Source organism: Roseovarius maritimus (assembly GCF_043355895.2).
GTDB lineage: Bacteria > Pseudomonadota > Alphaproteobacteria > Rhodobacterales > Rhodobacteraceae > Roseovarius > Roseovarius maritimus.
This window is the reverse complement of sequence record NZ_JBHFPF020000003.1, coordinates 61390-87004: the sequence shown is the minus strand read 5'-3', so window position 1 is coordinate 87004 and position 25615 is coordinate 61390. Positions and strand designations below refer to the sequence as shown.

Annotated in this window: 25 protein-coding genes and 1 riboswitch; of the genes, 14 read left to right on the top strand and 11 right to left on the bottom strand. The window is 63.3% G+C overall.

Annotated elements, in window-relative coordinates:
• Nucleotides 1-85 precede the first annotated feature (85 nt).
• On the top strand, nt 86-619 hold the full coding sequence (locus ACEWPM_RS07730) for a sigma-70 family RNA polymerase sigma factor (RefSeq protein WP_393961447.1): 534 nt from the start codon (nt 86-88) through the stop codon (nt 617-619).
• An 8-nt stretch (nt 620-627) separates the two neighbouring features.
• Nucleotides 628-1275 carry a ChrR family anti-sigma-E factor gene (locus ACEWPM_RS07725; RefSeq protein WP_393961083.1) on the top strand — a complete coding sequence of 216 codons (648 nt, stop codon included), beginning with the start codon at nt 628-630 and terminating at the stop codon, nt 1273-1275.
• A gap of 12 nt (nt 1276-1287) precedes the next feature.
• Here ACEWPM_RS07725 and ACEWPM_RS07720 read toward each other — a convergent pair whose 3' ends face one another.
• Both ACEWPM_RS07720 and ACEWPM_RS07715 read right to left on the bottom strand, forming a co-directional pair.
• Nucleotides 1288-1680 (bottom strand): hypothetical protein, encoded by a 393-nt coding sequence (locus ACEWPM_RS07720; RefSeq protein ID WP_393961082.1) that lies wholly within the window; start codon nt 1678-1680, stop codon nt 1288-1290.
• 41 nt (nt 1681-1721) lie between these two features.
• Nucleotides 1722-2780, bottom strand: coding sequence for an alkane 1-monooxygenase (locus ACEWPM_RS07715; RefSeq protein ID WP_393961081.1), 1059 nt, complete (start codon nt 2778-2780; stop codon nt 1722-1724).
• 160 nt (nt 2781-2940) lie between these two features.
• Here ACEWPM_RS07715 and ftsY point away from each other — a divergent pair, with 160 nt between their 5' ends.
• A complete protein-coding gene (gene ftsY, locus ACEWPM_RS07710; protein ID WP_393961080.1) occupies nt 2941-4128 on the top strand; it encodes a signal recognition particle-docking protein FtsY in 1188 nt (395 codons plus the stop codon).
• Here ftsY and ACEWPM_RS07705 read toward each other — a convergent pair whose 3' ends face one another.
• On the bottom strand, nt 4129-4617 hold the full coding sequence (locus tag ACEWPM_RS07705) for an MgtC/SapB family protein (protein ID WP_393961079.1): 489 nt from the start codon (nt 4615-4617) through the stop codon (nt 4129-4131).
• Between the two features lie 63 nt (nt 4618-4680).
• Between ACEWPM_RS07705 and ACEWPM_RS07700 the strand changes: the two genes are divergently transcribed.
• The 4 genes from ACEWPM_RS07700 to ACEWPM_RS07685 all read left to right on the top strand — a co-directional run bounded on the left by ACEWPM_RS07700 (nt 4681) and on the right by ACEWPM_RS07685 (nt 8508).
• Nucleotides 4681-5583 carry an EamA family transporter gene (locus tag ACEWPM_RS07700; protein ID WP_393961078.1) on the top strand — a complete coding sequence of 301 codons (903 nt, stop codon included), beginning with the start codon at nt 4681-4683 and terminating at the stop codon, nt 5581-5583.
• Between the two features lie 17 nt (nt 5584-5600).
• Entirely contained in the window at nt 5601-6200 is a 600-nt protein-coding gene (locus ACEWPM_RS07695) for an inner membrane-spanning protein YciB (RefSeq protein WP_393961077.1), read from the top strand.
• A 72-nt stretch (nt 6201-6272) separates the two neighbouring features.
• A riboswitch (SAM riboswitch) is annotated at nt 6273-6349 on the top strand.
• 58 nt (nt 6350-6407) lie between these two features.
• Nucleotides 6408-7586 carry an O-succinylhomoserine sulfhydrylase gene (metZ, locus tag ACEWPM_RS07690; protein ID WP_393961076.1) on the top strand — a complete coding sequence of 393 codons (1179 nt, stop codon included), beginning with the start codon at nt 6408-6410 and terminating at the stop codon, nt 7584-7586.
• A 22-nt stretch (nt 7587-7608) separates the two neighbouring features.
• Entirely contained in the window at nt 7609-8508 is a 900-nt protein-coding gene (locus ACEWPM_RS07685; protein ID WP_393961075.1) for a dihydrodipicolinate synthase family protein, read from the top strand.
• Nucleotides 8509-8514: 6 nt separating this feature from the next.
• On the opposite strand, the gene ACEWPM_RS07680 is transcribed toward ACEWPM_RS07685, so the two are convergent.
• The 5 genes from ACEWPM_RS07680 to ahcY all read right to left on the bottom strand — a co-directional run bounded on the left by ACEWPM_RS07680 (nt 8515) and on the right by ahcY (nt 13026).
• Nucleotides 8515-8694: a hypothetical protein gene (locus ACEWPM_RS07680; RefSeq protein ID WP_393961073.1), complete on the bottom strand. Its 180-nt coding sequence runs from the start codon at nt 8692-8694 to the stop codon at nt 8515-8517.
• A gap of 200 nt (nt 8695-8894) precedes the next feature.
• On the bottom strand, nt 8895-9995 hold the full coding sequence (folE2, locus tag ACEWPM_RS07675; RefSeq protein ID WP_393961072.1) for a GTP cyclohydrolase FolE2: 1101 nt from the start codon (nt 9993-9995) through the stop codon (nt 8895-8897).
• Between the two features lie 162 nt (nt 9996-10157).
• Nucleotides 10158-10499, bottom strand: a complete 342-nt coding sequence (locus ACEWPM_RS07670; protein WP_393961071.1) for a DUF2853 family protein — start codon at nt 10497-10499, stop codon at nt 10158-10160.
• 190 nt (nt 10500-10689) lie between these two features.
• Nucleotides 10690-11472, bottom strand: coding sequence for a PRC-barrel domain-containing protein (locus ACEWPM_RS07665; protein ID WP_393961070.1), 783 nt, complete (start codon nt 11470-11472; stop codon nt 10690-10692).
• Nucleotides 11473-11634: 162 nt separating this feature from the next.
• Nucleotides 11635-13026 (bottom strand): adenosylhomocysteinase, encoded by a 1392-nt coding sequence (gene ahcY / locus ACEWPM_RS07660; RefSeq protein WP_393961069.1) that lies wholly within the window; start codon nt 13024-13026, stop codon nt 11635-11637.
• Between the two features lie 125 nt (nt 13027-13151).
• Here ahcY and ACEWPM_RS07655 point away from each other — a divergent pair, with 125 nt between their 5' ends.
• The 3 genes from ACEWPM_RS07655 (at nt 13152) to msrA (ending at nt 15026) form a co-directional block, all read left to right on the top strand.
• Complete coding sequence (locus ACEWPM_RS07655) at nt 13152-13775, top strand: HD domain-containing protein (RefSeq protein ID WP_393961068.1); 624 nt, start codon at nt 13152-13154, stop codon at nt 13773-13775.
• Complete coding sequence (locus tag ACEWPM_RS07650) at nt 13772-14257, top strand: GNAT family N-acetyltransferase (protein ID WP_393961067.1); 486 nt, start codon at nt 13772-13774, stop codon at nt 14255-14257. Before ACEWPM_RS07655 ends, ACEWPM_RS07650 begins: the two co-directional genes overlap by 4 nt.
• Nucleotides 14258-14375: 118 nt before the next feature.
• A complete protein-coding gene (msrA, locus tag ACEWPM_RS07645) occupies nt 14376-15026 on the top strand; it encodes a peptide-methionine (S)-S-oxide reductase MsrA (protein WP_393961446.1) in 651 nt (216 codons plus the stop codon).
• 104 nt (nt 15027-15130) lie between these two features.
• On the opposite strand, the gene ACEWPM_RS07640 is transcribed toward msrA, so the two are convergent.
• Both ACEWPM_RS07640 and ACEWPM_RS07635 read right to left on the bottom strand, forming a co-directional pair.
• Entirely contained in the window at nt 15131-15853 is a 723-nt protein-coding gene (locus ACEWPM_RS07640; RefSeq protein WP_393961066.1) for a 2-dehydro-3-deoxygalactonokinase, read from the bottom strand.
• Nucleotides 15853-16272 (bottom strand): protein tyrosine phosphatase family protein, encoded by a 420-nt coding sequence (locus ACEWPM_RS07635; RefSeq protein ID WP_393961065.1) that lies wholly within the window; start codon nt 16270-16272, stop codon nt 15853-15855. The genes ACEWPM_RS07640 and ACEWPM_RS07635 overlap by 1 nt, the downstream gene beginning before the upstream one ends.
• A 148-nt stretch (nt 16273-16420) precedes the next feature.
• Between ACEWPM_RS07635 and radC the strand changes: the two genes are divergently transcribed.
• From radC to ACEWPM_RS07615, 4 genes are all read left to right on the top strand, one after another.
• A complete protein-coding gene (radC, locus tag ACEWPM_RS07630) occupies nt 16421-17185 on the top strand; it encodes a RadC family protein (RefSeq protein WP_393961064.1) in 765 nt (254 codons plus the stop codon).
• Between the two features lie 788 nt (nt 17186-17973).
• A complete protein-coding gene (locus ACEWPM_RS07625; RefSeq protein ID WP_393961063.1) occupies nt 17974-18813 on the top strand; it encodes a DUF6544 family protein in 840 nt (279 codons plus the stop codon).
• A 241-nt stretch (nt 18814-19054) separates the two neighbouring features.
• Nucleotides 19055-20011 (top strand): TAXI family TRAP transporter solute-binding subunit, encoded by a 957-nt coding sequence (locus ACEWPM_RS07620; protein WP_393961062.1) that lies wholly within the window; start codon nt 19055-19057, stop codon nt 20009-20011.
• 46 nt (nt 20012-20057) lie between these two features.
• Complete coding sequence (locus ACEWPM_RS07615) at nt 20058-21839, top strand: TRAP transporter permease (protein WP_393961061.1); 1782 nt, start codon at nt 20058-20060, stop codon at nt 21837-21839.
• A 45-nt stretch (nt 21840-21884) separates the two neighbouring features.
• On the opposite strand, the gene ACEWPM_RS07610 is transcribed toward ACEWPM_RS07615, so the two are convergent.
• Nucleotides 21885-25511 (bottom strand): hydantoinase B/oxoprolinase family protein, encoded by a 3627-nt coding sequence (locus tag ACEWPM_RS07610; RefSeq protein ID WP_393961060.1) that lies wholly within the window; start codon nt 25509-25511, stop codon nt 21885-21887.
• Nucleotides 25512-25615 lie beyond the last annotated feature (104 nt).

Sequence of the window (25615 nt, the reverse complement as noted above, 5' to 3'; positions counted from 1 at the left end):
GATTGCAGCACAGCCGCGCGCGCTGAAAAAACAGACGTCAGGACTTCGCGCATTGCCCCCAGACCGGCTTGAAACCAACCGGAACATCGAAAACAGCCGCTGGACCGACCTCATCGCGCGCATCCGCGATGATGCCGACGAGAGAGCTTTTGCAGAGCTGTTCGACCATTTCGCGCCACGCGTGAAAGGATTTTTGATGAAATCCGGCGCCAGCGCGACCGTGGCTGAGGAGTGCGCGCAGGACGTCATGGCGACGCTTTGGCAAAAGGCGCATCTCTTCGATCCTTCGCGTGCCAGTGCCGCGACCTGGATCTTTACCATTGCGCGCAATCGCCGCATCGACGCATTGCGCAAGGACCGCAGGCCCGAGCCCGAGGACATCAACTGGGGCCCCGAAGAGGCGCCGGACCAGTCCGATATTCTCGCGCTGGAGCAGGAAAGCGCGCAGCTCTCGCAGGCCATCGCCGGCCTGCCGCCAAAACAGAAGACACTGATCGAGGCCGCGTATTTCGGCGACCTCACCCACACGGAAATCGCCGAAAAGACAGGCTTGCCGCTCGGCACGATCAAATCACGGATCCGGCTGGCGCTGGACCGACTGCGTCACACGATGAAATGAAGATGACAATGACCGACAATATCGCACATCACCTGACCGACGCCCTCTTGATGGCCTATTCCTCGGGCAGCCTGCCGGAAGCGTTCAGCCTGACAGTTGCGGCGCATGTATCGCTCTGCGACGAGTGCCGGGCGCGGTTGGGTGCGTTCGACAGCGTGGGCGGAGTATTGCTGGAACAGAGCGAGGCACCGCAGATGGCAGATGGCAGCATGGCGGCGGCGCTGGCAGCGGCCAAGGGGATGCGCGCCTCCCCTGCTGCGCCCAGACGCGCGCCCGGCATCCTGCCCGCGCCGCTGCAGGATTATGTCGGCGGCGATCTGGACGCGGTGAAGTGGCGCCCCGTCGGCATGGGCGTGCGCCAGGCGATCCTGCCCACCAGCGGCGGCGCCACCGCGCGGCTTTTGCACATTCGCGCCGGGGCCGCCGTGCCGGATCACGGCCATCGCGGGACCGAGCTGACGTTGGTCCTGCAAGGCGCCTTTATGGACGAAAGCGACCGCTTCGCGCGAGGAGATATCGAGATCGCCACCGAGGACATGCAGCACACGCCGATCGCGGATATCGGCGACGATTGCATCTGCCTTGCCGCTACGGACGCGCCGCTCAAGTTCCAAAGCTGGATCGCACGCGCCGCCCAGCCGTTCCTGCGGATCTGACGGTGCGCGCCGTCAGACGCCCACATCCGGGCCTGGGCAGATCAGGGGAGTCGGACTGCGCCCGACCTCGTATAGCTCCAGCGCGCTCGGGTCATTCTCGAACTTCGCGACAAGACCCCCGTTGCCCTTGCGAAAGCTCCAGCACTGCGGCTCGGGCTCAGTCTCATAGACAAAGCAGATCAGGCCATCTTCTTCGTACCATTCGCCCTCTTGGCAAGTGCCCTCGGCGAACGACCAGCGCACGCGGCGATTGTCCAGATATTGCTCAATGCCATACGGTGCGCCCTGAAAGCCATAAGTGAAGGTCTTGCCCTTGGTATAGGTGTCGAATTCATCGGCTGTCATCAGGTCCGCGGCCAGTGACGGCGCGGCGACAAGGGTAAGGATCAAGGCAAGAATACGCATGTCGCGACTATGCCACGGCCCGCTGCGCGCGGCCACAGGTTTCAGGCTGCAGGACGCGGGATGTCGCCCGTCTGGTCAAGTCGCTGCTCCCACCGGTCGAGGCGCCGGTCCATGACCCTGCGCCACAGCGTCGGCGTCAGGGATAGTGCCGCCATCGCGGGTAGCGGATAGGGCAGCATCGGCATGTCCTGCCGGGTGAGGCAAAGCGCGGGGAACTCGGTGCCCGGCGCCACATGATGATGCGAATGGCGCGGCGCGTTCAGCGTCAGCGCGGACGAGAACCGATGCGGCGCATTCCACGAATGGCCCGGTCCCACAGGCTCGAGCGTGCCATTCGGACGGCGCTCGCGCCGCAGGCCGTAATGCTGCACGTAATCCGACATCAGGATCTGCATCTGCGCGTAAAGGCACATGGCGACATAGGCGATCACGCCCCCGATACCGCCCAGCGCGGCGGCGATTCCAAGACAGCCAATGCCGACCGCAACATAGAGACCATAGGGATGCCGCCACAGCGGCCGCGCGGCACGCCGCAGCATCTCGGCCTCGGCCCGCCAGCCCGCCCTCAGCCCGCCGAGACCTGCGCGCAAGGCAAAGCGATAGAACCCCTCGCCACGCCGCGCGCTGTTCGGATCGCTGTCGCTGGCCACATGAACATGATGCACCAGCAGATGCGCGCTGGCGTGATGCCCGACAAGCAGGCTGCTATAGACCAGCCGCCCCAGAAGGCGCAGCGCACGCGGCCGCTTGTGGATCAGCTCATGCGCGGCGGGATGCCCGATCTGGCCAAAGACCAGCCCCGCCGAGATCCCGAGGCTGATGCGCGCGGGCCAGCTGAGTCCCGCCTGCCCCGCCACGGCCCAGACCGCGGCGCCGAGGACGATGAAATGCAGCACACCCAGCAGCGCCAGCAGCCGGGGCGCGCCGGGAAACTCGGCCCCCTCCCCGGGACTGTCCGGCGCAGAGGCGATGAGGCGGTCCACGACGAAGGAGAGGGCCGTCATATAGGCCAGTGTCGCATAGGGCCACGCACCGCCCCATACGGTCCCGGCGAGGATCATCACCATAGGCGCCAGCGTTGCGCAAGCAAAGAAGATCATTCCGCTGCCTTCCGGAGGGGTTTGCCAAGTGTTAGTTGCCAGACGTTAACACTTCGCTTTCGCCATTGGAAAACCATATCGCGCTCGCGCGTCCCGCGTCCCTTCCATCTTTGCGCCAAGGCGATTAGATGGGTGGGACCGGCACTCAGGCGGAGGCATCATGGCCTTTTTCAAGAAGCTCAAGGACAAGCTTTTCAACTCGTCGTCCAAACTGGACGAAGGGCTGGACGCCATCGTCAAGGATGGCGGCGAGGCAGACACGCCGCCCCCCGCACCCGAGCCGCCTCGGCCCGAGCCTGCCCCACAGCCCACGCCTCGCCCCGAGGAGGTGCCGACCCCGGTCAGCGAAACGCCCGCTCCCCCGCCGCAGGAAATCCCGGCAGAGCCCGAGCGCCCGGCGCCCACCCCGACGCCCATCGAGATCCCCGTCGAGGACACGCCGCCCAGCGCCGAAGCCGAAAAGCCCGGTCTCCTGGGGCGTCTTTTCGGCCGCGAGCCCGACCGCGCCCCCCGCCGCGTTCTGGATGACGACATGCTGGAGCAACTCGAAGAGCTGCTGATCACCGCCGATATGGGCGTTGACACCGCGCTGCGCGTCACCGCCAACATGGCCGAAGGCCGCATGGGCAAGCGCCTCTCGGCCCGCGAGATCAAGGAGCTTCTGGCACAAGAGATCGCCCGGATCATGGGGCCGGTGGCCACCCCGATGCCGCTTTATCCGAAAAAGCCGCAGGTTGTGCTGGTCGTGGGCGTCAACGGCTCGGGCAAGACGACAACCATCGGCAAGCTGGCCAGCCAGTTCAAGGCAGCGGGCAAGACGGTGGTGATCGCCGCGGGCGATACCTTCCGCGCCGCCGCCGTCGAGCAGCTGCAGATCTGGGGCGACCGCGCGGGCGTGCCGGTGATGACCGCGCCCGAGGGCAGCGATCCCGCGTCGCTGGCCTGGGACGCGATGGAGCAGGCCGAGCGCGACGGCGCCGATCTTCTGATGATCGACACGGCAGGGCGCCTGCAAAACCGCGCCGATCTGATGGAAGAGCTGGCCAAGATCGTCCGCGTCATCCGCAAGAAGGATGAAACCGCCCCGCACAACACCCTGCTGGTGCTGGATGCGACCACGGGGCAAAACGCCCTCAGCCAGGTCGAGACGTTTCAGAAGCTCGCGGACGTGTCGGGCCTCGTGATGACCAAGCTCGACGGCACGGCGCGCGGCGGTGTGCTGGTGGCGCTCGCTGACAAGTTCGGCCTGCCGATCCATGCCATTGGCGTAGGCGAGCAGATCGACGATCTGTCCCCCTTCGACCCCGAGGAATTCGCGGCAGCCCTCACCGGACTGGACACGAAATGATCACTCTTCCTTGTGCCCGATGCCGCGCTCCAGCATGCCGATCAGGCCCAGCACGGTGACAACGATGCCCGTCGCCATCGCAGCGAGGGGCATCTGTCCAGACCCACAGGCAAGGCCGATCGCGCCCGCGAGCCACATCGAGGCACCGGTCGTCGTGTTGCGTACTTTGCCACCCGAGGTAAAGATGATGCCCGCGGCCAGAAACGCGACACCGGCGGTCACCGCCTCGATCAGGCGCAAGGGATCAACGCGCAGCGCATCGGCCGCACCAAAGGGCATGCTGGCCAATTGCTGGCTCACGATGATGAAAAGGCAGGCTGCCATCGAGACCAGCATATGCGTGCGCAGACCCGCAGGCTTGTGCCGCCACTCGCGTTCGATCCCGATGAGCCCACCTAGAAGCAGCGCCGCCGCCAGGCGGATCCCCGCGATCAGGGGCGGCACAGCGGCAAAAGTGCCGTTCACCTCACTCAGGATCGTCTCCATCATTGCGCGCGCCCTCCTTTTGCAAGACAAATCCGGCAGATCAATGCCCGGTTACCGCTCCTTCGGATGAGCGATTGGCTCATCTCCCTCGAAGGCACGGCGGCAGGTCATCACCTGGCCCTTGCCCTCGCCATCATGGCCGCCATCCTACATGCTGCCTTCGGCGCGATCCAGAAGGGCCGCCACGATCCATGGCTGACACGGGGCGCGGTCGATATCAGCTATGCCGCGATGGCCGCGCCCTTCGCCCTCCTCATCGTCCCGTGGCCTGAACCGCATATGTGGATCATCTTTGTCGGCGCCTGGGCCATCCATACCGGCTACAAGATCCTGCAGGCGATGGCCTACTCGCGCGGCGCCTTCACCGTAGTCTATCCGGTGGTGCGCGGAACCGGGCCGCTCTTTGCAGTGATCGGCGCCTACCTGATCTTTGGCGAGACGTTCAACCTCGTGCAATGGGCGGGCGTTGCGGTGCTCCTCTCGGGCATCTTCGGCTTGGCCATCTATAACCTGATATTTCTCGAAACCGCGCGCGACACGCTGCCGGCGGCGCTGACGCTGGCGGTGATGACGGGCCTTCTGGTAGCAGCCTATACCACCTATGACGCCTACGGCATCCGGGCCACTGCCGATCCCTTTACCTTCCTCGCGTGGTTTTTTCTGATCGACGGGCTGACGATGCCGGTGATCGCCGCCCTCCGCTGGCGCCGCATGGAGGCGCCCCCTGCCCCTGCGGGACTGATGCTGCGCGGCGTCATAGGCGGCGCTGTTGCGCTCATGTCCTTCGGGGCAATCATGCTGGCCACCCGCCTCGACAGCGTGGGCGAGGCGGCGGTCCTGCGCGAGACATCGGCCGTTTTTGCCGCCCTCATCGGCTGGCTTTTCCTGGGCGAGACGGTAGGACCGAGGCGTACCGCCCTGATGGCATTGATTGCGGCGGGCGCCGTAATAGTTGAGATGGGCGGATAAGCCCCCAAGGAGGAAACATGAGCGAAAGACAAATCAGCGGCGGGCTGAAAACCGCGCTCGAACTGGGGCCGATTCTCGCCTTTTTCGTTGCCTATATCTGGCTCAAGGACCGGGTATTCACCATCGGCGGCACCGAGTATGACGGCTTCATCATCGTCACCGCAGGCTTCATCCCGGTGTTCCTCGTCTCGATCGGCATCCTCTGGGCGCTGACCGGGCACCTGTCGAAGATGCAAGTGATGACGGCGATCCTCATTACCGTCTTCGGCGGCCTCAGCATCTGGTTCAACGATCCGAAGTTCTTCAAGATGAAGCCAACGATCATCTACCTGCTTTTCGGCGGCATCCTCGGCGTGGGCCTTCTGCAGGGCAGGTCCTACCTGCAGACGATGATGGACACGGTCATGCCGCTGACGCGGCAGGGTTGGATGATCCTCACCCGTCGCCTCATGCTCTTCTTCTTCGGCCTCGCCCTCCTCAATGAAATCATCTGGCGCACACAAAGCGAGGAGATCTGGGTCTATTTCAAGACATTCGGCCTGACCGCGGCCATCTTCGTCTTCTTCATCACCCAGTCCAAACTTTTCGAAGAGCACAAGTCCACGCCCGAAGAGTGACCGTCCATTCTTCTTGCTGCAAATATCCCCGCCGTAGGCTCCACCAGTTGACGCAGGCACGGCGCAGGAGTATCTGCGCAGCGTGGTGATTTGTTACCGGATTGCGGGCCACGTTAAACAATTCGCTAAAAGGTCACGGGAAAGGCCCCCCTTTTCGCATGACCGGCTCGGGGGTTTTTTAGGGGCGATGGCCCGGAGGTCAAAGACATGACAGATGATTGGAAAACACGCACGGCGCTCGTGCATGGCGGCACCGCGCGCAGCCAGTGGGGCGAGGTCAGCGAGGCGATCTTCCTCACCCAAGGCTTCGTTTACGACAGCGCCGAGGCCGCCGAGGCGCGCTTCATCCAGACCGGGCCGGATGATTACATCTATGCCCGCTACGGCAACCCGACCACGGCAATGTTCGAAAAGCGCATCGCGATGATCGAGGGCGCCGAGGATGCCTTTGCCACCGCCAGCGGCATGGCTGCCGTGTCGGGCGCACTGACGTCCACGCTCAAGGCGGGCGATCATGTTGTCGCCGCGCGCGCTCTTTTCGGCTCATGCCTTTATGTGCTGAGCGAAGTGCTCACCCGCTACGGCGTCGAGGTGACCTTCGTCGATGGCACCGATCTGGAGCAATGGAGAAAGGCGATCCGCCCTGACACCACCGCCGTCTTTTTCGAGACAATCGCCAATCCCACACTGGAAGTGGTCGATATCGAGGCGGTGACGAAGCTGGCCCATATCCATGGCGCGACGGTGATCGTCGATAACGTCTTCGCAACGCCCGTTTTCTCCCGTGCCATCAAGCAGGGCGCCGACGTGGTCGTCTATTCCGCGACCAAACATATCGACGGTCAGGGCCGTGCGCTGGGCGGCGTGATCCTTGGCACGCGCGAGTTCATTCGCGGCACGGTCGAGCCTTACATGAAGCATACCGGCGGCTCGATGTCGCCCTTCACGGCCTGGGTCATGCTCAAGGGGCTCGAGACGATCGACCTGCGCGTGCGCGCGCAGGCCGCCACCGCGCTGGCGTTGACCGAGGCACTGCAGGACCACCCCAAGGTCAAGCGTGCCATCTATCCCGGCCATGCCAGCCATCCACAGCATGATCTGACCACGCGCCTCATGGGCAAGGGCGGCACTGTCGTCGCGTTGGATCTGGGCGGCCAGCCCGAGGCGTTCCGCTTTCTCAACGCGCTGAAAATCGTGCTGATCTCGAATAATCTGGGCGATACGAAATCCATCATCACCCACCCCGCGACGACAACGCATCAGCGCCTTCCCGAGGATCAGCGGATGAGCCTTGGCATTACGCCGGGCCTTGTGCGTCTGTCGCTGGGGATAGAAGATACGGATGATCTGATCGCGGATATCCGGCAGGCGCTGGACGCGGTGTAACCCTTTGCGAAAGCTGGCCCCAATGACCGACCGCCTGACTGGTATCGTCACGCCCCTGCTGACACCCTTCAAAGATGATTTCAGCGTCGCGGATGATCTCTATCTGGATCACGCGCGCCACTGCCTTGCTCAAGGCTCGCATTACCTGTCTCCCTTCGGGACGACCAGCGAGGCGCTCAGCCATTCGGTGGCCGAGCGGATGCGGCTGGTCGAGTTGCTGATCGAGAGCGGCGCCGCGCGCCCAGATCAGCTGATACCGGGCACCGGGCTGTGCAACCTCGACGAAACGGCCGCGCTTTGCAGCCATGCCGTTGATTTGGGCTGCCGGGCGGTGATGACGCTGCCGCCGTTCTTTTTCGTCACCGCCAGCGACGAAGGACTCTACCGCTATTTCAGCCTGCTGATCGAAAAGGTCGGCAGCGAGACGCTGACCATCTGCCTCTACCACATCCCGCAATATGCCGGGATCGGGTTCACCCCCACTCTCGCCGCACGGCTCAATCAGGCATTCCCCGAAGTCGTGACCGCGCTCAAGGACAGTTCCGGAAATTGGGACAACACCCGCGCCGTGATCGAGGCCGCGCCCGGCATTTCCGTCTTTCCCGGTAGCGAAGGCGCGATGCTGGAGGCGATGGCGCTGGGGGGCGGCGGCTGCATCTCGGCCAGTTGCAATTCGAATGCGGCCGGGATTCGCAGGCTCTACGATCTGGCGCGCGCTGGCGATACCGAGGCCGCAGCAGCCCTGAAACCGCAGATCGATGCGCATCGCGCTGCGGTTTTTTCGGGTGGGCTGATTCCCGGCCTCAAGGCGCTGAAGGCGCAGGAAACCGACGACGCGCGCTGGCTGAACCTGCGCCCGCCGCTGATGAACGCGGCGCCCGATCTGGCCGCGCCTCTGGCCGAAACCGTCTGGCGCGGTTGAGTCTAATCAGACAGGAAAGGAATGGGTGCGCTTGACGGTCTTTGCGGACTGCGTTGAGGATTTGGCGATATCTCTCGCCGAAACCCGATCACCCGCTCTGTCTTTCGGTGCGCTGAACATGGCGGCGTTGCTGGCCAGCGCGGCCGCGCCAAACAATTGGGCGATACGCATCTGTTGCTCGAACATCTGGCCCATCATCTGAATGCCGACGGCAGAATAGTGAGGCGGAAGATTCTTGTGAGTCATTGTAGTCTCCCTTGGCAGAGGGTTGCACTAGGAAGACTATCGCATAGCGTGTGACTTCGCTCCAAGGATCATCTTGTCGCGCCCTTGCCATGCACATGAATCCGCCGATGCATGCTCACATCCCGAACACCCGCGCAGCTTCACCCCCCATGAACGAGGGTTGAAAATAGTTTGGGATCCAGACTTTGCGCGGCAAAAGTGTCACCTTCGGTCAGGACGCTGACGGCATCGTGGCTGTGCAGGCTTTCCTGGTGACTGGCGACAACGCGGAAATCACCGATTCGCCCATCGGACAGCAGCCTTTCGCAAAAGAGGCGGGCTGCGTCCTCGACAAAGATCGGATTCGCCGCGTTCAGCTCGGCAAAGGCCTGTTCATCCTCGCGCTTGACCATGACCTGCGTCTCGGTCGGAACGGCGGCGCGGGCCAACTCGATCAGGTCTTCGAACCAGAGGCAATCATTGCAGCACACCTCGACCGAAATCCGCGCGACGGAGCGCTGCGAATGGGGTGTGGCAAGCTGCCCGCGCGCCTGCCGCGCATGCTCGCTCAGCTCCAAGGAGCAGGGGCAGGTCGAGGAATAGACATAGTCGAGATGCATGAACTTGCGCCGTGTCCCACTTGTCTCGACCAACTCCAGCGCGATGTCGTAATACTGATACCCTTCCAGTCCGGACCGCAGCGAACGGACCTTGGCCGGATAGGAAAACCGCATCTGGATACGCGCATCGACGCTGCCCAGATCGGCGATGTAATCGTCCAGCGCCGCCTCGATCACTTCGAAACTGAAGGTCTTTTCGGCATGCTTGTAAAAGCTGCGCATGATCCGGGACATGTTGATGCCCTTCTTGTTCGCCTCAAGGCTGACGGTGCCCGTCACGGAGGTCTCAAGCGTCAGATCGCCATTGTCGCGCGTGTGAAAACGGATCGGCAGGCGGAAGTTGGAAATGCCCACATGCTGCAGCTGCTGACGCGCCCCCCTGATCAGCGATGCCGGCCCGTTCTGTAGATCGGGCATGGTGGCGCGATAGCTGGAATCCGCTGCGAAATCATCGGGGTAGCTGCGCGACAGGGAGGGATAGTTCGACACCTCGCCGCGCGGCAGAAGACGCGCGATCGCCGGGTCCAGATCCGCGACCTCCTCGGGGGTGGCCGTCGCCGCCCAGCGCCGCAGGACCGCCAGCGCGCCCGAGGCATCCTCGCGGTCCGGAGCCGCCTGCATGTCAGCAGTATGATGTGTCATTCCACGGCTCCTTGCCTGAGGGACTGGGACGGATCGCGCACCGCATCAATGCATGTGCCCCGCGCGCCTGTGACCCATATCTAGGACGGGCCGCCACGATTGCCATACCAATCAAAACGCCCGTCATGCTGATGACGGGCGCTGCTTGCCGGTACAAGGCGATCAGCTGTAGACGGCTTCCTTGCCGAAATGCTTGGTCAGCATGTAATAGACTACCGCACGATACTTGTTCCGCTCCGAGTGGCCATAGATCCGGAGCACCTCCTGGATCCCGCCCATCAATTCGGGCCCATCAGCGAGGCCCAGTTTCTTGATCAGGAAATTGTTCTTCACTGTTTCCAGCTCTCCGGTCTGGCTGGAGGCAACGGTGGATGCATCTGCATCGTAGATCGACGGACCGCATCCGATGGTGACCTTGGTCAGCAGGTCCATGTCCGGCGTCATCCCGCATTTATTCTTGAGGTCGTCCGCGTAGCGCGCGATCAAATCGTCACGTTTGCCCATCTGAAATCTCCTTTTGTCGCGGTTTGCCCGCCAATCAATGTCCCAAGCCGCAAAGCGGCTGGCCAAAGACTATCGGCTGCAGACCATTTAACAATGAAAAAATCCCGTGGGCCATTCGCGTGCGCTGAAACGCAAAAACCCCCGGCACTTGAGCCGGGGGTCGATTTGCCTCTAACGAGGTAGGACCGGATTATTCGGTCTTCTGCTCTTCGGCTTCCACTTCGCTTTCGGTCGTCAGTTCAGCATCTGCCGCGCCTTCGGTCGTCGCTTCTGCCTCGGCATTGCCTTCGGTCGTCGCCTCGGTGTCAGCACCTTCGGCGGTGTCGGCATCCGGTGCATCGGACTCGCTGGACATTGAGCTATCGGTCTCTTCCGTGCTGATGTCCGTCGCCGCGTCGCTCGATGCAGCGTCGTCCGTGGTGGCCGCATCGCCTGACATGCTATCCGACGACATGCTGTCGCTGGAAGTTGCTGCGTCACCCGTTGTCGCCGCCGGATCGGCGCTGTCGTTGCTTGCCATCAGATCGGCCAGGGGCGTCTCGTCCGGCAGGCTTTCGGCATTGGACTCGTCGAACTCAGGCAGCTCCTTGAGGGCGTCCTTGGTGGTGTCCAGCTTGATCATCTGCTGATCAGCGTCGTAGGTGAAGTCGCTCAGCGGCAAGGCGACGGTGTATTCACCCAGACCCAGAAAGCCACCAATTCCGATCACAGCATCGGCACTGTCTCCGGCGCCGACAACATAGTCGATGTCACCGATGGTATCGCCGTTCGGCTCGTAAACGTTCTGGCCGACGATATCGCCCACGGTCATTTCCTCGATCGAGGTGAAGGCGGGCGTCGCCGCAGGCGCATCTGCCGACATTTCGGTGCCTACGGCCGTATCTGCTTCAGTGGTCGCGGTATCTTGTGCGATTGCTCCGCCTGCGATCAGTGCGGAAGCGGCGGCTGTCATCATGAGTGTCTTGAGTGTCATTTTGGATCTCCTCCTTGGCTCCAAGTTATGACCAGACAAGTCGCGATGAGGCGCACTGGTTCCGGGGCGCTCAGCCCCCGAAACGCAAAGCAGGCAGAAACCCGCCAAGGGCCCTGCCTGCATCGGCGGAAACCTGTCGGTTCCCGTTGTTTTTAGGAAAAATCAGTAGCGATAATGCTCGGGTTTGAAGGGACCCTCGGGTGTGACGCCGATGTAATCCGCCTGATCCTTGCTTAGCGAAGTCAGCTTAACCCCGATGCGATCCAGATGCAGGCGCGCGACCTTCTCGTCCAGATGCTTGGGCAGGATGTAGACCTCGTTCTCGTACTGATCACCGTTCTTCCACAGCTCGATCTGCGCCAGAACCTGGTTGGTGAAGCTCGCGGACATGACAAAGCTGGGGTGCCCCGTGGCATTGCCAAGGTTCAGCAGGCGCCCCTCGCTGAGCAGGATCAGACGGTTGCCCGAGGGCATCTCGATCATGTCCACCTGTTCCTTGATGTTGGTCCATTTGTGGTTCTTCAGGCTCGCGACCTGAATTTCATTATCGAAATGGCCAATATTGCCGACGATCGCCATATCCTTCATCTCGCGCATATGCTCGATGCGGATGACGTCCTTGTTGCCAGTCGTGGTGATGAAGATGTCGGCGGTGCCCAGCACATCCTCGAGCAGCACCACCTCGAACCCGTCCATCGCCGCCTGAAGCGCGCAAATGGGGTCCACCTCGGTCACCTTCACGCGCGCACCCGCGCCGCGCAGAGACGCGGCCGAACCCTTGCCGACATCGCCATAGCCCAGCACGACAGCGACCTTGCCGGCCATCATCGTGTCGGTCGCGCGGCGGATACCGTCGACGAGGCTTTCCTTGCAGCCATACTTGTTGTCGAATTTCGACTTGGTCACTGAATCGTTCACATTGATCGCCGGGAAGGGCAGCAGGCCTTTCTTGTGCAGATCATAAAGGCGATGCACGCCAGTCGTCGTCTCTTCCGAGACGCCCCTGATCGCGTCACGCGTCTTGGTGAACCAACCGGGGCTTTCCTTCATGCGCTTCTTGATTTGGGCGAAAACGGCCTCTTCCTCTTCCGAGGTGGGCACTTCGATCAGGTCCGTCTCGCCGGCCTCGACGCGCGCGCCCAAAAGAACATAGAGGGTCGCGTCGCCGCCATCGTCGAGGATCATGTTCGCGCCTTCGGCAAACTGGAAGGACCGGTCAAGGTAATCCCAATGCTCGACCAGTGTCTGGCCCTTCACGGCAAAGACGGGGGTGCCGCCCTCGGCAATCGCCGCCGCTGCGTGGTCCTGCGTGGAAAAGATGTTGCAGGACGCCCAGCGCACATCGGCGCCCAGCGCATTCAGCGTCTCGATCAGCACCGCGGTCTGGATCGTCATATGAAGCGAGCCGACGATCCGCGCGCCCTTCAGCGGCTTTTGCTCACCGAATTCCTCGCGCAGGGCCATCAGGCCCGGCATCTCGGTCTCGGCGATGTCCAGTTCCTTGCGGCCATAGGCGGCCAGATTGATGTCCTTGACGATATAGTCCTGTGCCATGGTTGTTGGCTCCTTCGGAATTGAGGCGTTGCCGGGCAGATAGCACCGGGCGGCCAATGCGGCAATGCTGGAACACACTTACGCCGGGCGCTATGCAGGGCGGCAACGAAACTCCGGAGGCGATGATGCCCAATACCCCCGCTTCGAAACCGCGAGCCACCGCCGCAAGGGCGTGGCAAAAGATGCTCTCGGGCCGCAGGCTGGATCTGCTGGACCCGACCCCGATGGATATCGAGATCACCGATATCGCCCACGGCCTCGCCTTCGTCGCCCGCTGGAATGGTCAGACGCTGGGGGATTACGCCTATTCCGTGGCCGAGCATTCCTTGCTGGTCGAAGAGATCTTCCGCCGCATCTCGCCCCGTGCGCCCGCCAAGTGGCAACTGGCCGCCCTTCTGCATGATGCGCCCGAATACGTGATCGGTGACATGATCTCGCCGGTCAAGAACGCAGTCGGCCCCGGCTATGACGAGATGGACAAGCGCCTGGCTGCCGCGATCCATATCCGCTTTGGCCTGCCCGCCGCCATCCCTGCCTCGGTCAAGAAACAGATCAAGAAGGCCGACAGGGTCAGCGCATGGATGGAGGCGACCCAGATTGCCGGGTTCGATGTGTCCGAGGCCGACCGCTTCTTTGGCCGCCCCGATCAGTCCCTGATCGAGGGGCTGGCAATCCGCCTGCGCCCCCCGCTGGAAACCCGTAGCGAGTTCACCGCGCGCACCGATACGCTGCTGGACCAGATGACATGATCACCGTACGCCGCGCCACGCCGCTGGATGCGCCCCCCATGGCCGAGCTGTTGAACCAGATTGTCGCCAAGGGCGGCACTACCGCCCGCACCCAGCCCGTGACCAGCCGCGACATGAACGGCATGATGAGCAGCGCGCCCGACCGCTCGGTCTGGCATGTCGCGCTGAACCGCGCGGGCGAGCTGCGCGGTTTTCAATATATCGAGCCGTCGGGCCATCTGCCCCCCGAGGCCTGCGACATCGCCACTTTCGTGCAGGTCGGGCGCACCGGTCTTGGCATCGGCTCGGCCCTCTTTGCGGCGACGGCCAAGGCTGCCAAGGCGCTGGGATATGTCTGGATCAACGCCAATATCCGCGCTGACAATGAAGGCGGGCTGATCTATTATCAAAGCCGAGGCTTTCGCGATTATGCAAGGCGCACCGATGTCCCACTGGCTTCCGGTCAGCGCGTTGACAAGATCCTGAAACGCTACGACATCTGACAGCAGCTCATCACTGCTTCTCACCCTTGCGTGAGCCTGTGTTGCGACGGGTTGGCGGGCGCGCATCCGTGCGCCATGCTGCATCGAACCCTAGGGAGGATCCTGCGTGACCCAAGTGATGACCAATCTGAAAACTCTGCTTCTGGGCGGCCTGATCGCCGTAGGTTTTGCCGCTCAGGGCGACCGCGCCCATGCGGCCGAGACGCAAACACTGACCGTCGCGGGCGGCTGCTTCTGGTGCGTCGAGGCCGATTTCGAAAAGGTCAAGGGCGTCAGCGAGGTCGTCTCCGGCTATACCGGCGGCACGACCAAGAACCCCACCTACAAGGATGTCACGCGCGGCGGCACCGGCCACTTTGAGGCGGTCCAGATCATGTATGATCCGGCGCAGGTCACGCGCCCCCAGCTACTCAACATGTTCCTGCGCTCGGTCGACCCCACGGATGCGGGCGGCCAGTTCTGCGACCGCGGCGAAAGCTATCGCACGGCGATCTTCGCGGATGGCGCCGCGGCACAAGATGCCCAGCAGGCCATCACCAGCGCCCGGCAGGCTCTGGGCCAAAATATCGTGACCCCCGTTCTGCCCGAGCAGACCTTTTATCAGGCAGAGGATTATCACCAGGACTACTACAAGAGCGACTCGCTGAAAGTGACCCGCTTTGGCATCAAGAGCTACGCCGAGTCGTACAAGCTCTATCGCGACGCCTGCGGCCGCGATGCGCGCGTACGCGAGCTGTGGGGCGACGCGGCCCCATTTGCCCAGAAGTGACCCTTGATGGGGCGGCTCCGCGCGGCCCCACGCGAGGTGTTTCCGGTGCGCAGTTTTTTCTTGGCTTCAAATACTCATTCGCGACAGACGCGACCGACCCGACGTCAATCGCATAATCCTGCGGCCCGGCCCAAGGCCACCAAGCCGGCATGCCACGCGCCACTGCGCGGCACAGCCTCGGCCATCACGCCCTGTAGCGCCAGAGCCGGCGCATAGGGCGCAGCCGTGCCGATGATGCGCAACTCCTGGCCCAACCAATAAGGCCGCATCGCCGCCAGTTCTGCACCCAGCAGATGCCCCAGTATCGCAGGGGCATCTTCGGTCAGTGCCGCTGCATTCAACTGCGCGGCCAGCCGCTCGGGCCGTGACATCGTATCGCCCAGGGCTCCCTCGTCGAATTCCGCTCCGCTTGCGCCCAGTGCGCGGGCCAAACGGCCGGTAACCGCCCCTTGAAAGCTGACAACCTCACGCGCGCTGACATGCACCCAATGCGTCACCTCCACCTCGGGCAAGAGCATGATGCCATCCCACTCCGGCTGCGCCGCCAAGGCCCCTGCGATCAGGATCCGCGCCTCGGGCGGCAGGACAGCGGCAGGCGCCGCCTGCTGAAGCGCGCCCAGCGGGCCGAGGCCCGCCGGCAAGATCCCGGCAGGGGGCGCGGACCGCTGCGCAGGATCGAGCGTGATCAGCCGCCCCGGGGCGATCCCCGTGCTGCGCGCCGCTTCTTCGGGCGATGCGAAATCATGCGCCTGAGCGGTGCCGTCCTGCACGGCATATAGCGTCACACATCCGCCCTCGGGCAACAGCGCGCCCCATGCCTCGCCCATCAGCGGCGCCCGGACATCTGCGCCACGATACCGCGCATGTCATAGCCTGCCCCCGCGGCAGCCGAGACGATCTGGTCATCAGGCATCTGGCCGACCTGCACGATGCTCCAAAGGGTGGTGCAGCGCGTGCCGCTGCGGCAATAAGCCAGCACGGGCTGCGGCAGATCATCCAGCGCGGCCTTGAAATCGGCCACGTCGCCCTCGGTCAGCTGGCCTGAGATGATCGGCACCGCGCGAAAGGCCAGACCCGCATCCTCGGCCGCCGCTTGCACCTCGGCGATATCGGGCTGGCCTGCATCCTCTCCATCCGGCCGGTTGCACATGATCGCGAGAAATCCCGCCTCCTTGATGGCTGGCACGTCACCCGGTGCGATCTGGGGTGAGACGCTGAAACTATCCGAAATCTTGCGCAGGTCCATGGGGCCGCTCCTATGTAAACTCGCCCGCAATATGGCCGCAAAAGCAGGCCGATTTCAATGCCGCCCTGGCCTGGCAAGCCGCGCTCCAGGCGCAAAACCCCATCATCCTTAACCAGCCGTTAATCAATCTCGCTCAATCATCACCCGTATGAGCGGTTATTCCCATTTCAGCGAGGCGGCCCTGCCCCTCTTCGGCGGTGACGAGGCACCCTCGGTGGCGCTTGCCCCCGGCGCCCCACAGCCGTCCTATATTCGCGATCACCGCGCCCGCCTGCGCGCACGGTTCATGCAGGGCGGCGCGGCGCCGATGCCGGATTACGAACTGCTCGAGCTGGTTCTTTTTCGTGCCATCCCCCGGCGCGACGTCAAACCGCTGGCCCGCGCCCTTCTTGATCAGTTTGGTGATTTCAACGGCGTCATCTCCGCCCCGACCGCGCGACTCGAGGCAGTGAGCGGCGTGGGCGAAGCCGTCATCGTCGAGCTCAAGATCGTCGAGGCCGCCAGTCAGCGCCTGTCACGCGCACGCGTGATGCAACGCCCTGTCATCTCCTCCTGGGACGCACTCCTTGACTATTGCCACACAACCATGGCCCATCGCGACACCGAGCAGTTCCGCCTCTTTTTCCTCGACACGAAAAACGTCCTGATTGCCGATGAGGCACAGGCCAGCGGCACGGTCGATCATGTTCCTGTCTATCCGAGGGAGGTGGTCAAACGCGCGCTCGAACTGAATGCCTCCGCACTGATCCTGGTCCATAATCATCCCTCGGGCGATCCCACCCCCAGCGAGGCCGACATCGTCATGACGCAAAAGATCAAGTCGGCCGTCGAGGTCATGGGCATCACTCTGCACGACCACCTCATCATCGGAAAATCCTGCGAGCTCAGCTTCCGCAGCGAAGGCTATCTTTAGTGATGACTGGCCTTTAGCGCCCACCCCTTAGTCGAAACTACCTACGAGGTTCGGGGCGAAAACTTGAGAGGGTCAGAGCATTTGTCGTTTGGCCCGCCGAGTTTGGTGAGTTTCCATGTGACAAAACGACGAAACAACCAACTTCATTCGATCACCTTACGGTCAAACGGAGTCAAGGACGGACCGAACGTCTCGGGAGCGTCAAACCAGCCCGCCCATTGCGATTGATAGCTATTATCCCAATCACTACGCGCCCCTCATCGACACGATGGCACACCATGTCTCTTCGGAAAATCGGCTGCGACCGTAAAATCTGATTCTCGCGCAGCCAGTACGGATTATTTATACAGCCCGTCAGTTCGGGAGGTTGAAACGGCGGCTCTTGATTGGGCCGGTCCGGTTTTCCTGCCGCGCCAGACGCTCGTTTCCGGTGCTGGATCATCGTGGGTTGCACGCCAGATCGATTAGCCAGTTCGCAGATAGTCTTCTCATCCTCCAAGGCTTCCACCGCGACCTTCGCCTTGAATGCCGGGTGATGTCGCTTTCGCTTCGACATCGCTGATGTCCTTCGGTTTGAAGATCAGTCGACAGTAAAGCGCAGTTAGCGCCAATGTCCAAACTTCCGGGAGTAGCTCAATGCTTTAGCCGTGCAAACGGTCCATTCGCCGGACCTTCGCTTCTGTCGCGTCAGGAATTGATCAGGCACGATACACCACTTGATCTGCATCAGTGCAGCCACACGCGTAGGACCTTAGCGTAATCACAATACCGGAGATCGGAGACCTACAATGGCCATCGCTGTCGGCGCCGTACTCATCTTCGCGGTTGCTCTTGTGACACTGGCGATTTTTGTCATGCTGGACCGCCTGGCAGAGCAAGACGAATGGCAAAGACTGGAAGCGTTACAGCCATCAGATCCGGCGCAATTCTCGGAGCGTATGGTGGCCGATCTGCCAGAACCCGCCCGCCGCTATTTCAGCTATGCCATTAAGCCAGGCACCCCTCTTTGGACTGTTGCGGTCATCGAAATGACGGGAAAATTCAGCTTGGGGACAAAGGAGGCGCCAGGCTATCAGCCCATGGACGCACGCCAGATCCTTTGCGCGCCGGACGGCTTCGTCTGGTCCATGCGCACCACCGGCACATTGCCGCTCTCAGGATCGGATACGGGCCGCTGGACGCGGTTTCGGGTCCTGGGGCTGTTACCGGTCGCGCGGTTGGGCAGCGACAGGAACCACACGCGCGCGGCCTTCGGACGCCTCGTGGCCGAGGCCGCGATCTGGTCGCCCGCCGCACTCTTGCCCGGTCCGGGCGTAGCCTGGACAAGTGCGGATGAGCACACCGCCCGCGTGACCGTGCGCCACGGCGATCTAAGCCAAGAGGTGGATGTGACAGTCGATGGTGACGGCCGGCCGGTTGTCGTTTCCTTCATGCGCTGGAGCAATGCCAACCCGGAGAAGGAATATCGCCTGCAACCCTTCGGCGCGGTCATGTCGGATTTCCGCAAGGTCGGAGGGTGTCGCCTGCCGTTCCGCATCGAGGCGGGCAACATGTTCGGCACCGAGAGCTACTTTCCGTTCTTCATCGCAGATGTGAGCCGCATCCATTTTCCGCCACCTGCGGTGTGACGTTGTGCTCTTGGCCCCGACAATCTTGCTCTTGCCCGGGCCGAAAGATGGAGCACCACACGCGGATGGGCGCCGAGGCATGCCAATCCCGATGACAGGGGACCGGACAGCGGTCGCGCCTTCCACCCGTTTCTTGCGCACATGAACAATGCCGTACTTTTGCAAAATGGTCATCTGGCAGTGCTTGCTTTTCCTCTGCCAAACCTCAATTCTCGCGTCCGATAAAAGGGAGCGAGAACCAATGACATTCATGAAATCCATCGGTGCAGCCGCGGCTGCTGCCTTGATGATGACCGGCGCCGCATCGGCCGAGACGCGCATCACCTACAAGTCGGCCAAGGCCGGATCGTCCTATTTCCAGATGGCGGTGCAGATCGCCGAGGCGATGAAGGCCGGCACCGACGGCGAGATCGCCGTGACAGTCGAGGAAAGCCAGGGCTCAGTGCAGAACGTGATGGAAGTGCGCGCGCGCGGCGCCGACTACGTCTTTACCACACCCCCGGCGCTGGTCGGGCTGGCACAGGGTGGAAAGGCGATGTTCGAGGACAAGGGCGATCCAGCCTTTGACGACATTCGCGCACTTTTTCCGATCCCGTCGCTGACCATGCATTTCGTCATGTCCGAGGCAAGCAATGTGACGACCTTCGAAGGCATGGAAGGCAAGACGATCCTTCTGGGCAGCGGCTCGTTCGGGGCGACGGAGGGTGAGAAATACATCTCGCTTTTTGGGCTGGAGGGTAAGGTGAACATCGCGGATTCCGAGCTGTCGAACGCGGTGAACGCGCTGAAGAACGGCCAGATCGACGGTTTCGTCACCGCAGGCAGCTTTCCGGCGCCCAATGTGATCGAGGCAGCGGCATCGACTCCGGTCAACGTTCTGTCGCTGACCGATGAGCAAATCGAGATGTCCAAGCGCACGCGGCTGACGATTCCCGCAGGCACCTATACCGGGCAGGACGAGGATATCACCACCACCTCACTGCCCGTTGTCGCCTATTCCACCACCAAGATGGACGATAAGACCGCCTACACCCTGACCAAGATCTACTGGGAGACGCGCGAGAAGATGGCGCAGGATGCTGCCTGGTGGGCGGGCGTCTCGACCGACATGCTGAGCAACATCACCACGCGGATCCACCCCGGCGCGATCCGCTATTACGATGAAATTGGCGCGGCGCTGAGCGACGCGCATATATAAAAGCCTTGCCTCGTCCGGGCCACACGCTAGGGCGAGGCACCCCTACATGATGACACCCTCCCCCATTTCCGCCGGTATCTGGATCGCGCTCGGCGCGCTTTCTGCGGCGTTTCATATCGGGCTGATCTTTTACGGATTGGTGCCGAACCTCGTCGCGCGTCCGCTGCACATGGCGCTGATCCTACCTTGGGTGTTCCTTTATGCCGCCAAGACGCGGGCGGGATGGTGGTTGGGTCTGGTCTTGACGGGGGTCGGCATCGCTGGCTGCCTCTGGATTGCGTTCAACCACCAGATGCTGCGCGATCAATACGGTTTTCTGGAGGATGGATTCCAGGTCGCGCTGTCGCTCGCGCTATTGCTGATCGCGATGGAGGGCGCGCGCCGCATGATCGGCTGGCCCTTGCCGCTGGTGGCGTTCAGCGCGCTGCTTTACGGTCTCTATGGCCAGCATATTCCGGGTGAATTCGGCCATGCGGGCACGCCCTTGCGCAGCTTCCTCGGCACGCTCGTCATTGCCGAGGGCGGGCTCTGGGGTAGCCTTACGGGCGTATCGGTGGGCGTCGTCGCGATTTTCGTCATCTTCGGCGCTGTGCTGAATGCGGGCGAGGCGGGGCAGGGCTTCATGAACGTCGCCTCCGCCGCCGCAGGGCGCCTGACGGGCGGGGCGGCCAAGGTGTCGGTTCTGTCCTCTGCGCTCTTCGGATCGATCTCGGGCTCGGCCTCGGCCAATGTCGCGTCGACCGGGGCGATCACCCTCCCGGCCATGACCAAGCTGGGCTACCCCAAGCGCCTTGCCGCCGCAGTCGAGGCTGTCGCCTCCTCGGGCGGGCAGATCATGCCGCCGCTGATGGGCGCGGGCGCCTTCGTGATGGTCGAGCTGACGGGCGTGCCATACACTCAGATCATGATGGCTGCGCTGCCGCCCGCCATCCTTTATTTCCTGACCGTCTGGATGGGTATCAATGCTTACGCGCAGCGGTTTGACCTGCAATCGGTGCCCGAGGACGAGCGCCCGGACCGGCGCATGGTGCTGATCACCTCGGCTTTCTTCCTCGTGCCCTTTTCGGTCCTGCTGATCGCCATGTTCGCGCTGGGGTTCACGCCGCAATATGCCGCCGTTCTGGCCATCTTCGCGGGTGGGGCCGCGCTCTTCTTTGATGCGACACCGCGGATGAACCTCGCGCAGGGCATCCGCCGCATGGGCAGCGCCATGATCGCCATCGGTCAGCAGGTCGCGATGATCGCCGCCATCATCATCTGCGCGTCGATCATCATCGGCGTGCTGGGCGTCACGGGCCTCGGCATCAAGATCACCTCGATCATTCTTTCGGGATCGGGCGGCGCGCTCTGGCCTGCGCTGCTGCTGACCGCTCTGGCCTGCCTTCTGCTGGGCATGGAGGTGCCCACGACCGCCGCCTACGTGATCTGCGTGTCGGTCGCCGGCCCCGCCCTGACCGAACTGGGGCTGGAGCCCTTGCAGGCGCATCTCTTCGTCTTCTGGTTCGCCCTGCTCTCGACCATCACACCGCCCGTCTGCGGCGCCGTCTTCATCGCGGCAGGGATGATCGGGGAAAACTGGCTGAAGGTCGCGCTGACGGCGATGGCGCTGGGCCTCGGGCTTTACGTCATTCCACTGGCGATGATCGCCAATCCCGATTTGCTGCGCCTCTCGACCCGCACAGCGGGCGCATTGCTGGCCTTTGCCATGATCGGCCTCGGCCTGTCATGCCTGTCCTACGCGCTGATCGGGCGGACCGGATGGGTGCGGCGGCTCGTGCTGAGTGCCATCGGCGTGGCGGCCTGCTTTTCTGGGGTTCTTTTCGCTTAGCGCGGTCCGGGGCCATGCCGCACGAGGGCGCCACCGCCAGAACCGCTAGGCCTCCCCGAAGCCGCCGGCGGTTGGCGTGACCACCACAACCGCATCTCCGGCGCTGATCTTGACCTGATCGGCGGCCTTCAACCGCTCGACCTCGCCATCGGCTCGGTGAATTTCCGTGCGGCCGCATCGCCCTTCGCGGCCCCCCGCGACGCCTTGGGGCGGGCGGGCACGATGGGACGACAGGATCGCAAGGTCCATATCCTCGAGGAAGCGGATGCGCCGCGTGGTCCCGTTACCCGCGCTCCATTTGCCGCCGCCCCCTGACCCCGCATCGATCCCGAAGGACTCCAGCACGACCGGATAGCGCAGCTCCAGAATTTCGGGATCGGTCAGGCGCGAATTGGTCATGTGCACATGCACGCCGTCGGTCCCGTCAAAGCCGCGCCCGTCATTCATCCGCCCCGCAGGACTGCCCGAGCAGATCGTCTCGTAATACTGGTGCCGCGCGTTGCCGAAGGTCAGGTTGTTCATGGTGCCCTGGGAATTGGCCATGGCACCCAGCGCGCCGAACAGCGCGTTGGTCACATGCTGGCTGGTCTCGACATTGCCCGCGACCACGGCAGCGGGATATTCCGGCGACAGCATGCAGCCCTTTGGGACGATGATCTTGACGGGGCGCAGGCAGCCCGCGTTCATCGGGATGTCCGCCTCGACCATCACACGAAAGACATAAAGCACGGCGGCCCGCGTCACCGGCTCGGGGGCGTTGAAGTTGTTCTCGCACACGTCAGAGGTGCCGGTGAAATCGACCGTCGCCTCGCCTGCCTCACGATCAACCGTCAGCTTGACGCGGATTTCCTGCCCGGTGTCGGTGGGATAGACGTACTCGCCATCGGACAGCCGCCCGATTACGCGGGCAACCTCGGCTGCGGCGTTGTCCTGCACATGGCCCATATAGGCCTGCACCACGTCCAGCCCGAAATCCCCGATCATGCGGCGCAGCTCGGCCACGCCGCGTGCATTGGCAGCCACCTGCGCCTTGAGATCGGCGGTATTCTCGTCCGGGTTGCGGCAGGGATAGGCGTGATCGGTCAGCAACTCCCGCAGCGGCCCGTCGCGGAACCGACCGTTCTCGACCAGCTTGAAATTGTCTATCAGAACACCCTCTTCGTCCACCTTCGTGGCGCGCGGCGTCATCGAACCGGGGGCGATCCCGCCCACATCCGCATGGTGCCCGCGTGAGGCGACCCAGAAGAGGATGTCTTTTTCGGCATCGTCGAACACCGGCGTGACGACCGTGATATCAGGCAGATGGGTGCCGCCGTTATAGGGCGCGTTCAGCGCATAGACATCCCCGGGCCGAATGCTGCCCTCGTTGAGGCGGATGATCGTCTCGACACTACGATCCATGGAGCCGAGATGCACCGGCATATGTGGCGCATTGGCAACCAGCGCCCCATCCGCGTCGAAGACCGCGCAGGAAAAATCGAGCCGTTCCTTGATGTTGACTGAGCGCGCGGTTTTCTGAAGCGCGACACCCATCTGTTCGGCAATGTTCATGAAAAGGTTGTTGAACACCTCCAGCAGCACTGGATCGGCCTCGGTCCCGACGGCGCTGTCGCGGCGCGCGGCCTCGCTGCGCGTCATGACTATATGGTCATGCGCCGTCACCTCGGCGTTCCAACCGGGTTCAACCACGACGGTCTGGTTGGCCTCGATCACCAGCGCGGGGCCTGAGATATACCGACCCGGCGTCAGCGCCTCGCGGCGCACGACGGCGGCGTCATGCCATGCGCCACCGGAAAAGACAGGCACCGTTGCCACGGTCTCGGCCTCGGCGCGCTCGGGGCTGGCCTCGGGTTCGGGATCGGCGGCCGGTTCGGCGGCCTGGCCCTCGATTTCGGCCGACTCGATCACCAGGCGTGCGTCCGGATCGGCAAAGCCGAACTCGGCTTCATGTGCGGTCTCAAACGCGGCGCGGGCCTTGGCCGCGTCTCCGTCCCAGGCGATCGGCAATGCGGTGTCGGTACCCGCATAGCGCAAATGCAGACGCCGCGCGAGGCTCATGTCACCGTCGCTGACGCCTTGCGCGGCCAAGGCCGAGCGCACCTCATCCGAGAGGCGATACAGCGCCTCTTCGACCATCCCGGTCTCCTTTGGGTCCAGAGCCACCTCAAGCCCCTTCTGGCGCGCCTCGGTCACGCGGGCGAGGCCGATGCCATAGGCCGACAGCAAGCCCGAGAGCGGGTGGATCAGCACCCGCTCCATCCCCAGCGCGTCGGCAACGAGGCAGGCATGCTGACCGCCCGCCCCTCCAAAAGCGTTCAGCAAGTAGCGCGTCACGTCATAGCCGCGCTGCACGCTGATCTTCTTGATCGCATTGGCCATGTTCTCGACCGCGATGCGCAGGAAACCTTCGGCCACGACTTCGGGGCGTTTGCCCTCACGCTCGGCGATCTCGCCGAATTGCGCGGCCACGGTATCGCGGTCCAGCGGCTGGTCCTGCCCTTCGCCGAATATGGCCGGGAACCAGTCAGGGTTGAGCTTGCCCAGCATGACGTTCACATCGGTAACGGTCAGCGGCCCGCCCCGCCGATAGCAGGCCGGCCCCGGATCGGCGCCCGCGCTGTCCGGCCCGACGCGAAATCGCCCCGGATCGGCATGCAGGATCGAGCCGCCCCCGGCGGCGACGGTATGGAGCTGCAACATCGGCGCGCGCATGCGCACCCCCGCGACCTGCGTCTCGAACGTGCGCTCGAAAATGCCATCGAAATGGGCCACATCGGTCGAGGTGCCGCCCATGTCAAAGCCGATCACCCGGTCATGCCCGGCAATCTGCCCGGTGCGCGCCATGCCCACCACGCCGCCCGCCGGGCCGGACAGGATCGCATCGCGCCCCTTGAAGCGGTCGGCAGCGGTCAGCCCGCCCGAGGACATCATGAACTGCAGGCTCGGCCCCTCCTCGTCCGGCGGCGTGGCTCCCAGCGCATCCGCAACCTGCTGAACGTAGCGCGACAGGATAGGGGTGAGATAGGCATCCACCACCGTGGTATCGCCGCGCCCGACCAGCTTGATCAGCGGCGACACCTCGTGGCTGACCGACACCTGCCCGAATCCCGCATCGCGCGCCGCCTGCTCCAGTGCCAGTTCGTGATCGGGGGCGGTCCAGGAATGCATCAGCACGATGGCGACCGCGTCGATCCCGTCGGCCTTGGCCTGGCTCAGCGCCTTAGCGACCGTATCAGTGTCGAGCGCGCGTTCCACCGTGCCGTCGGCGCGCACGCGCTCGTCCACCTCGACCACCCGGTCATAGAGCATTTCGGGCAGGATGATCTCCTTGGCGAAAATGTCGGGGCGATCCTGATAGGCGATGCGCAACGCATCGCGAAAACCCTTGGTAATCAGCAGCAACGTGCGGTCGCCCTTGCGCTCCAGCAGCGCGTTGGTGGCGACGGTCGTGCCCATGCGCACGGTGCCCACACGCTCGGGCGGAATGGCGCCCTCGACGCCCAGCAGCCGCCGGATGCCCTCGATCGCCGCATCCACATAGGCTTCGGGGTTCTCGGACAGCAGTTTTTTCGCGGAAAGAGTCCCATCCGGCGCCCGGCCGATCAGGTCGGTAAAGGTGCCGCCACGGTCGATCCAAAAATCCCAGCGTCCTGCATCCGGATGCGTTGCCATCCCGTTTCCTTCCCGTTGCTGCGATTGAATCACAAAATGTTGACAAATTAACAACGTCCAGTCAACCTGACTTGGCCGGTGCCCAAGGGTGGACGGGGCCGGCC

What these genes read in the sequence shown, in the direction of transcription:
- msrA (WP_393961446.1), top strand. Translation starts at nt 14,376, where the DNA reads ATGACCAATCTGAAAACTCTGCTTCTGGGCGGCCTGATCGCCGTAGGT.
- ACEWPM_RS07685 (WP_393961075.1), top strand. Translation starts at nt 7,609, where the DNA reads ATGACCGACCGCCTGACTGGTATCGTCACGCCCCTGCTGACACCCTTC.
- ACEWPM_RS07615 (WP_393961061.1), top strand. Translation starts at nt 20,058, where the DNA reads ATGATGACACCCTCCCCCATTTCCGCCGGTATCTGGATCGCGCTCGGC.
- ftsY (WP_393961080.1), top strand. Translation starts at nt 2,941, where the DNA reads ATGGCCTTTTTCAAGAAGCTCAAGGACAAGCTTTTCAACTCGTCGTCC.
- ahcY (WP_393961069.1), bottom strand. Translation starts at nt 13,026, where the DNA reads ATGGCACAGGACTATATCGTCAAGGACATCAATCTGGCCGCCTATGGC.
- folE2 (WP_393961072.1), bottom strand. Translation starts at nt 9,995, where the DNA reads ATGACACATCATACTGCTGACATGCAGGCGGCTCCGGACCGCGAGGAT.
- ACEWPM_RS07725 (WP_393961083.1), top strand. Translation starts at nt 628, where the DNA reads ATGACCGACAATATCGCACATCACCTGACCGACGCCCTCTTGATGGCC.
- ACEWPM_RS07705 (WP_393961079.1), bottom strand. Translation starts at nt 4,617, where the DNA reads ATGATGGAGACGATCCTGAGTGAGGTGAACGGCACTTTTGCCGCTGTG.
- ACEWPM_RS07670 (WP_393961071.1), bottom strand. Translation starts at nt 10,499, where the DNA reads ATGGGCAAACGTGACGATTTGATCGCGCGCTACGCGGACGACCTCAAG.
- ACEWPM_RS07715 (WP_393961081.1), bottom strand. Translation starts at nt 2,780, where the DNA reads ATGATCTTCTTTGCTTGCGCAACGCTGGCGCCTATGGTGATGATCCTC.
- ACEWPM_RS07695 (WP_393961077.1), top strand. Translation starts at nt 5,601, where the DNA reads ATGAGCGAAAGACAAATCAGCGGCGGGCTGAAAACCGCGCTCGAACTG.
- ACEWPM_RS07650 (WP_393961067.1), top strand. Translation starts at nt 13,772, where the DNA reads ATGATCACCGTACGCCGCGCCACGCCGCTGGATGCGCCCCCCATGGCC.
- ACEWPM_RS07680 (WP_393961073.1), bottom strand. Translation starts at nt 8,694, where the DNA reads ATGTTCGAGCAACAGATGCGTATCGCCCAATTGTTTGGCGCGGCCGCG.
- ACEWPM_RS07640 (WP_393961066.1), bottom strand. Translation starts at nt 15,853, where the DNA reads ATGGGCGAGGCATGGGGCGCGCTGTTGCCCGAGGGCGGATGTGTGACG.
- ACEWPM_RS07665 (WP_393961070.1), bottom strand. Translation starts at nt 11,472, where the DNA reads ATGACACTCAAGACACTCATGATGACAGCCGCCGCTTCCGCACTGATC.
- ACEWPM_RS07625 (WP_393961063.1), top strand. Translation starts at nt 17,974, where the DNA reads ATGGCCATCGCTGTCGGCGCCGTACTCATCTTCGCGGTTGCTCTTGTG.
- radC (WP_393961064.1), top strand. Translation starts at nt 16,421, where the DNA reads ATGAGCGGTTATTCCCATTTCAGCGAGGCGGCCCTGCCCCTCTTCGGC.
- ACEWPM_RS07700 (WP_393961078.1), top strand. Translation starts at nt 4,681, where the DNA reads ATGAGCGATTGGCTCATCTCCCTCGAAGGCACGGCGGCAGGTCATCAC.
- ACEWPM_RS07635 (WP_393961065.1), bottom strand. Translation starts at nt 16,272, where the DNA reads ATGGACCTGCGCAAGATTTCGGATAGTTTCAGCGTCTCACCCCAGATC.
- ACEWPM_RS07620 (WP_393961062.1), top strand. Translation starts at nt 19,055, where the DNA reads ATGACATTCATGAAATCCATCGGTGCAGCCGCGGCTGCTGCCTTGATG.
- ACEWPM_RS07655 (WP_393961068.1), top strand. Translation starts at nt 13,152, where the DNA reads ATGCCCAATACCCCCGCTTCGAAACCGCGAGCCACCGCCGCAAGGGCG.
- ACEWPM_RS07720 (WP_393961082.1), bottom strand. Translation starts at nt 1,680, where the DNA reads ATGCGTATTCTTGCCTTGATCCTTACCCTTGTCGCCGCGCCGTCACTG.
- metZ (WP_393961076.1), top strand. Translation starts at nt 6,408, where the DNA reads ATGACAGATGATTGGAAAACACGCACGGCGCTCGTGCATGGCGGCACC.
- ACEWPM_RS07610 (WP_393961060.1), bottom strand. Translation starts at nt 25,511, where the DNA reads ATGGCAACGCATCCGGATGCAGGACGCTGGGATTTTTGGATCGACCGT.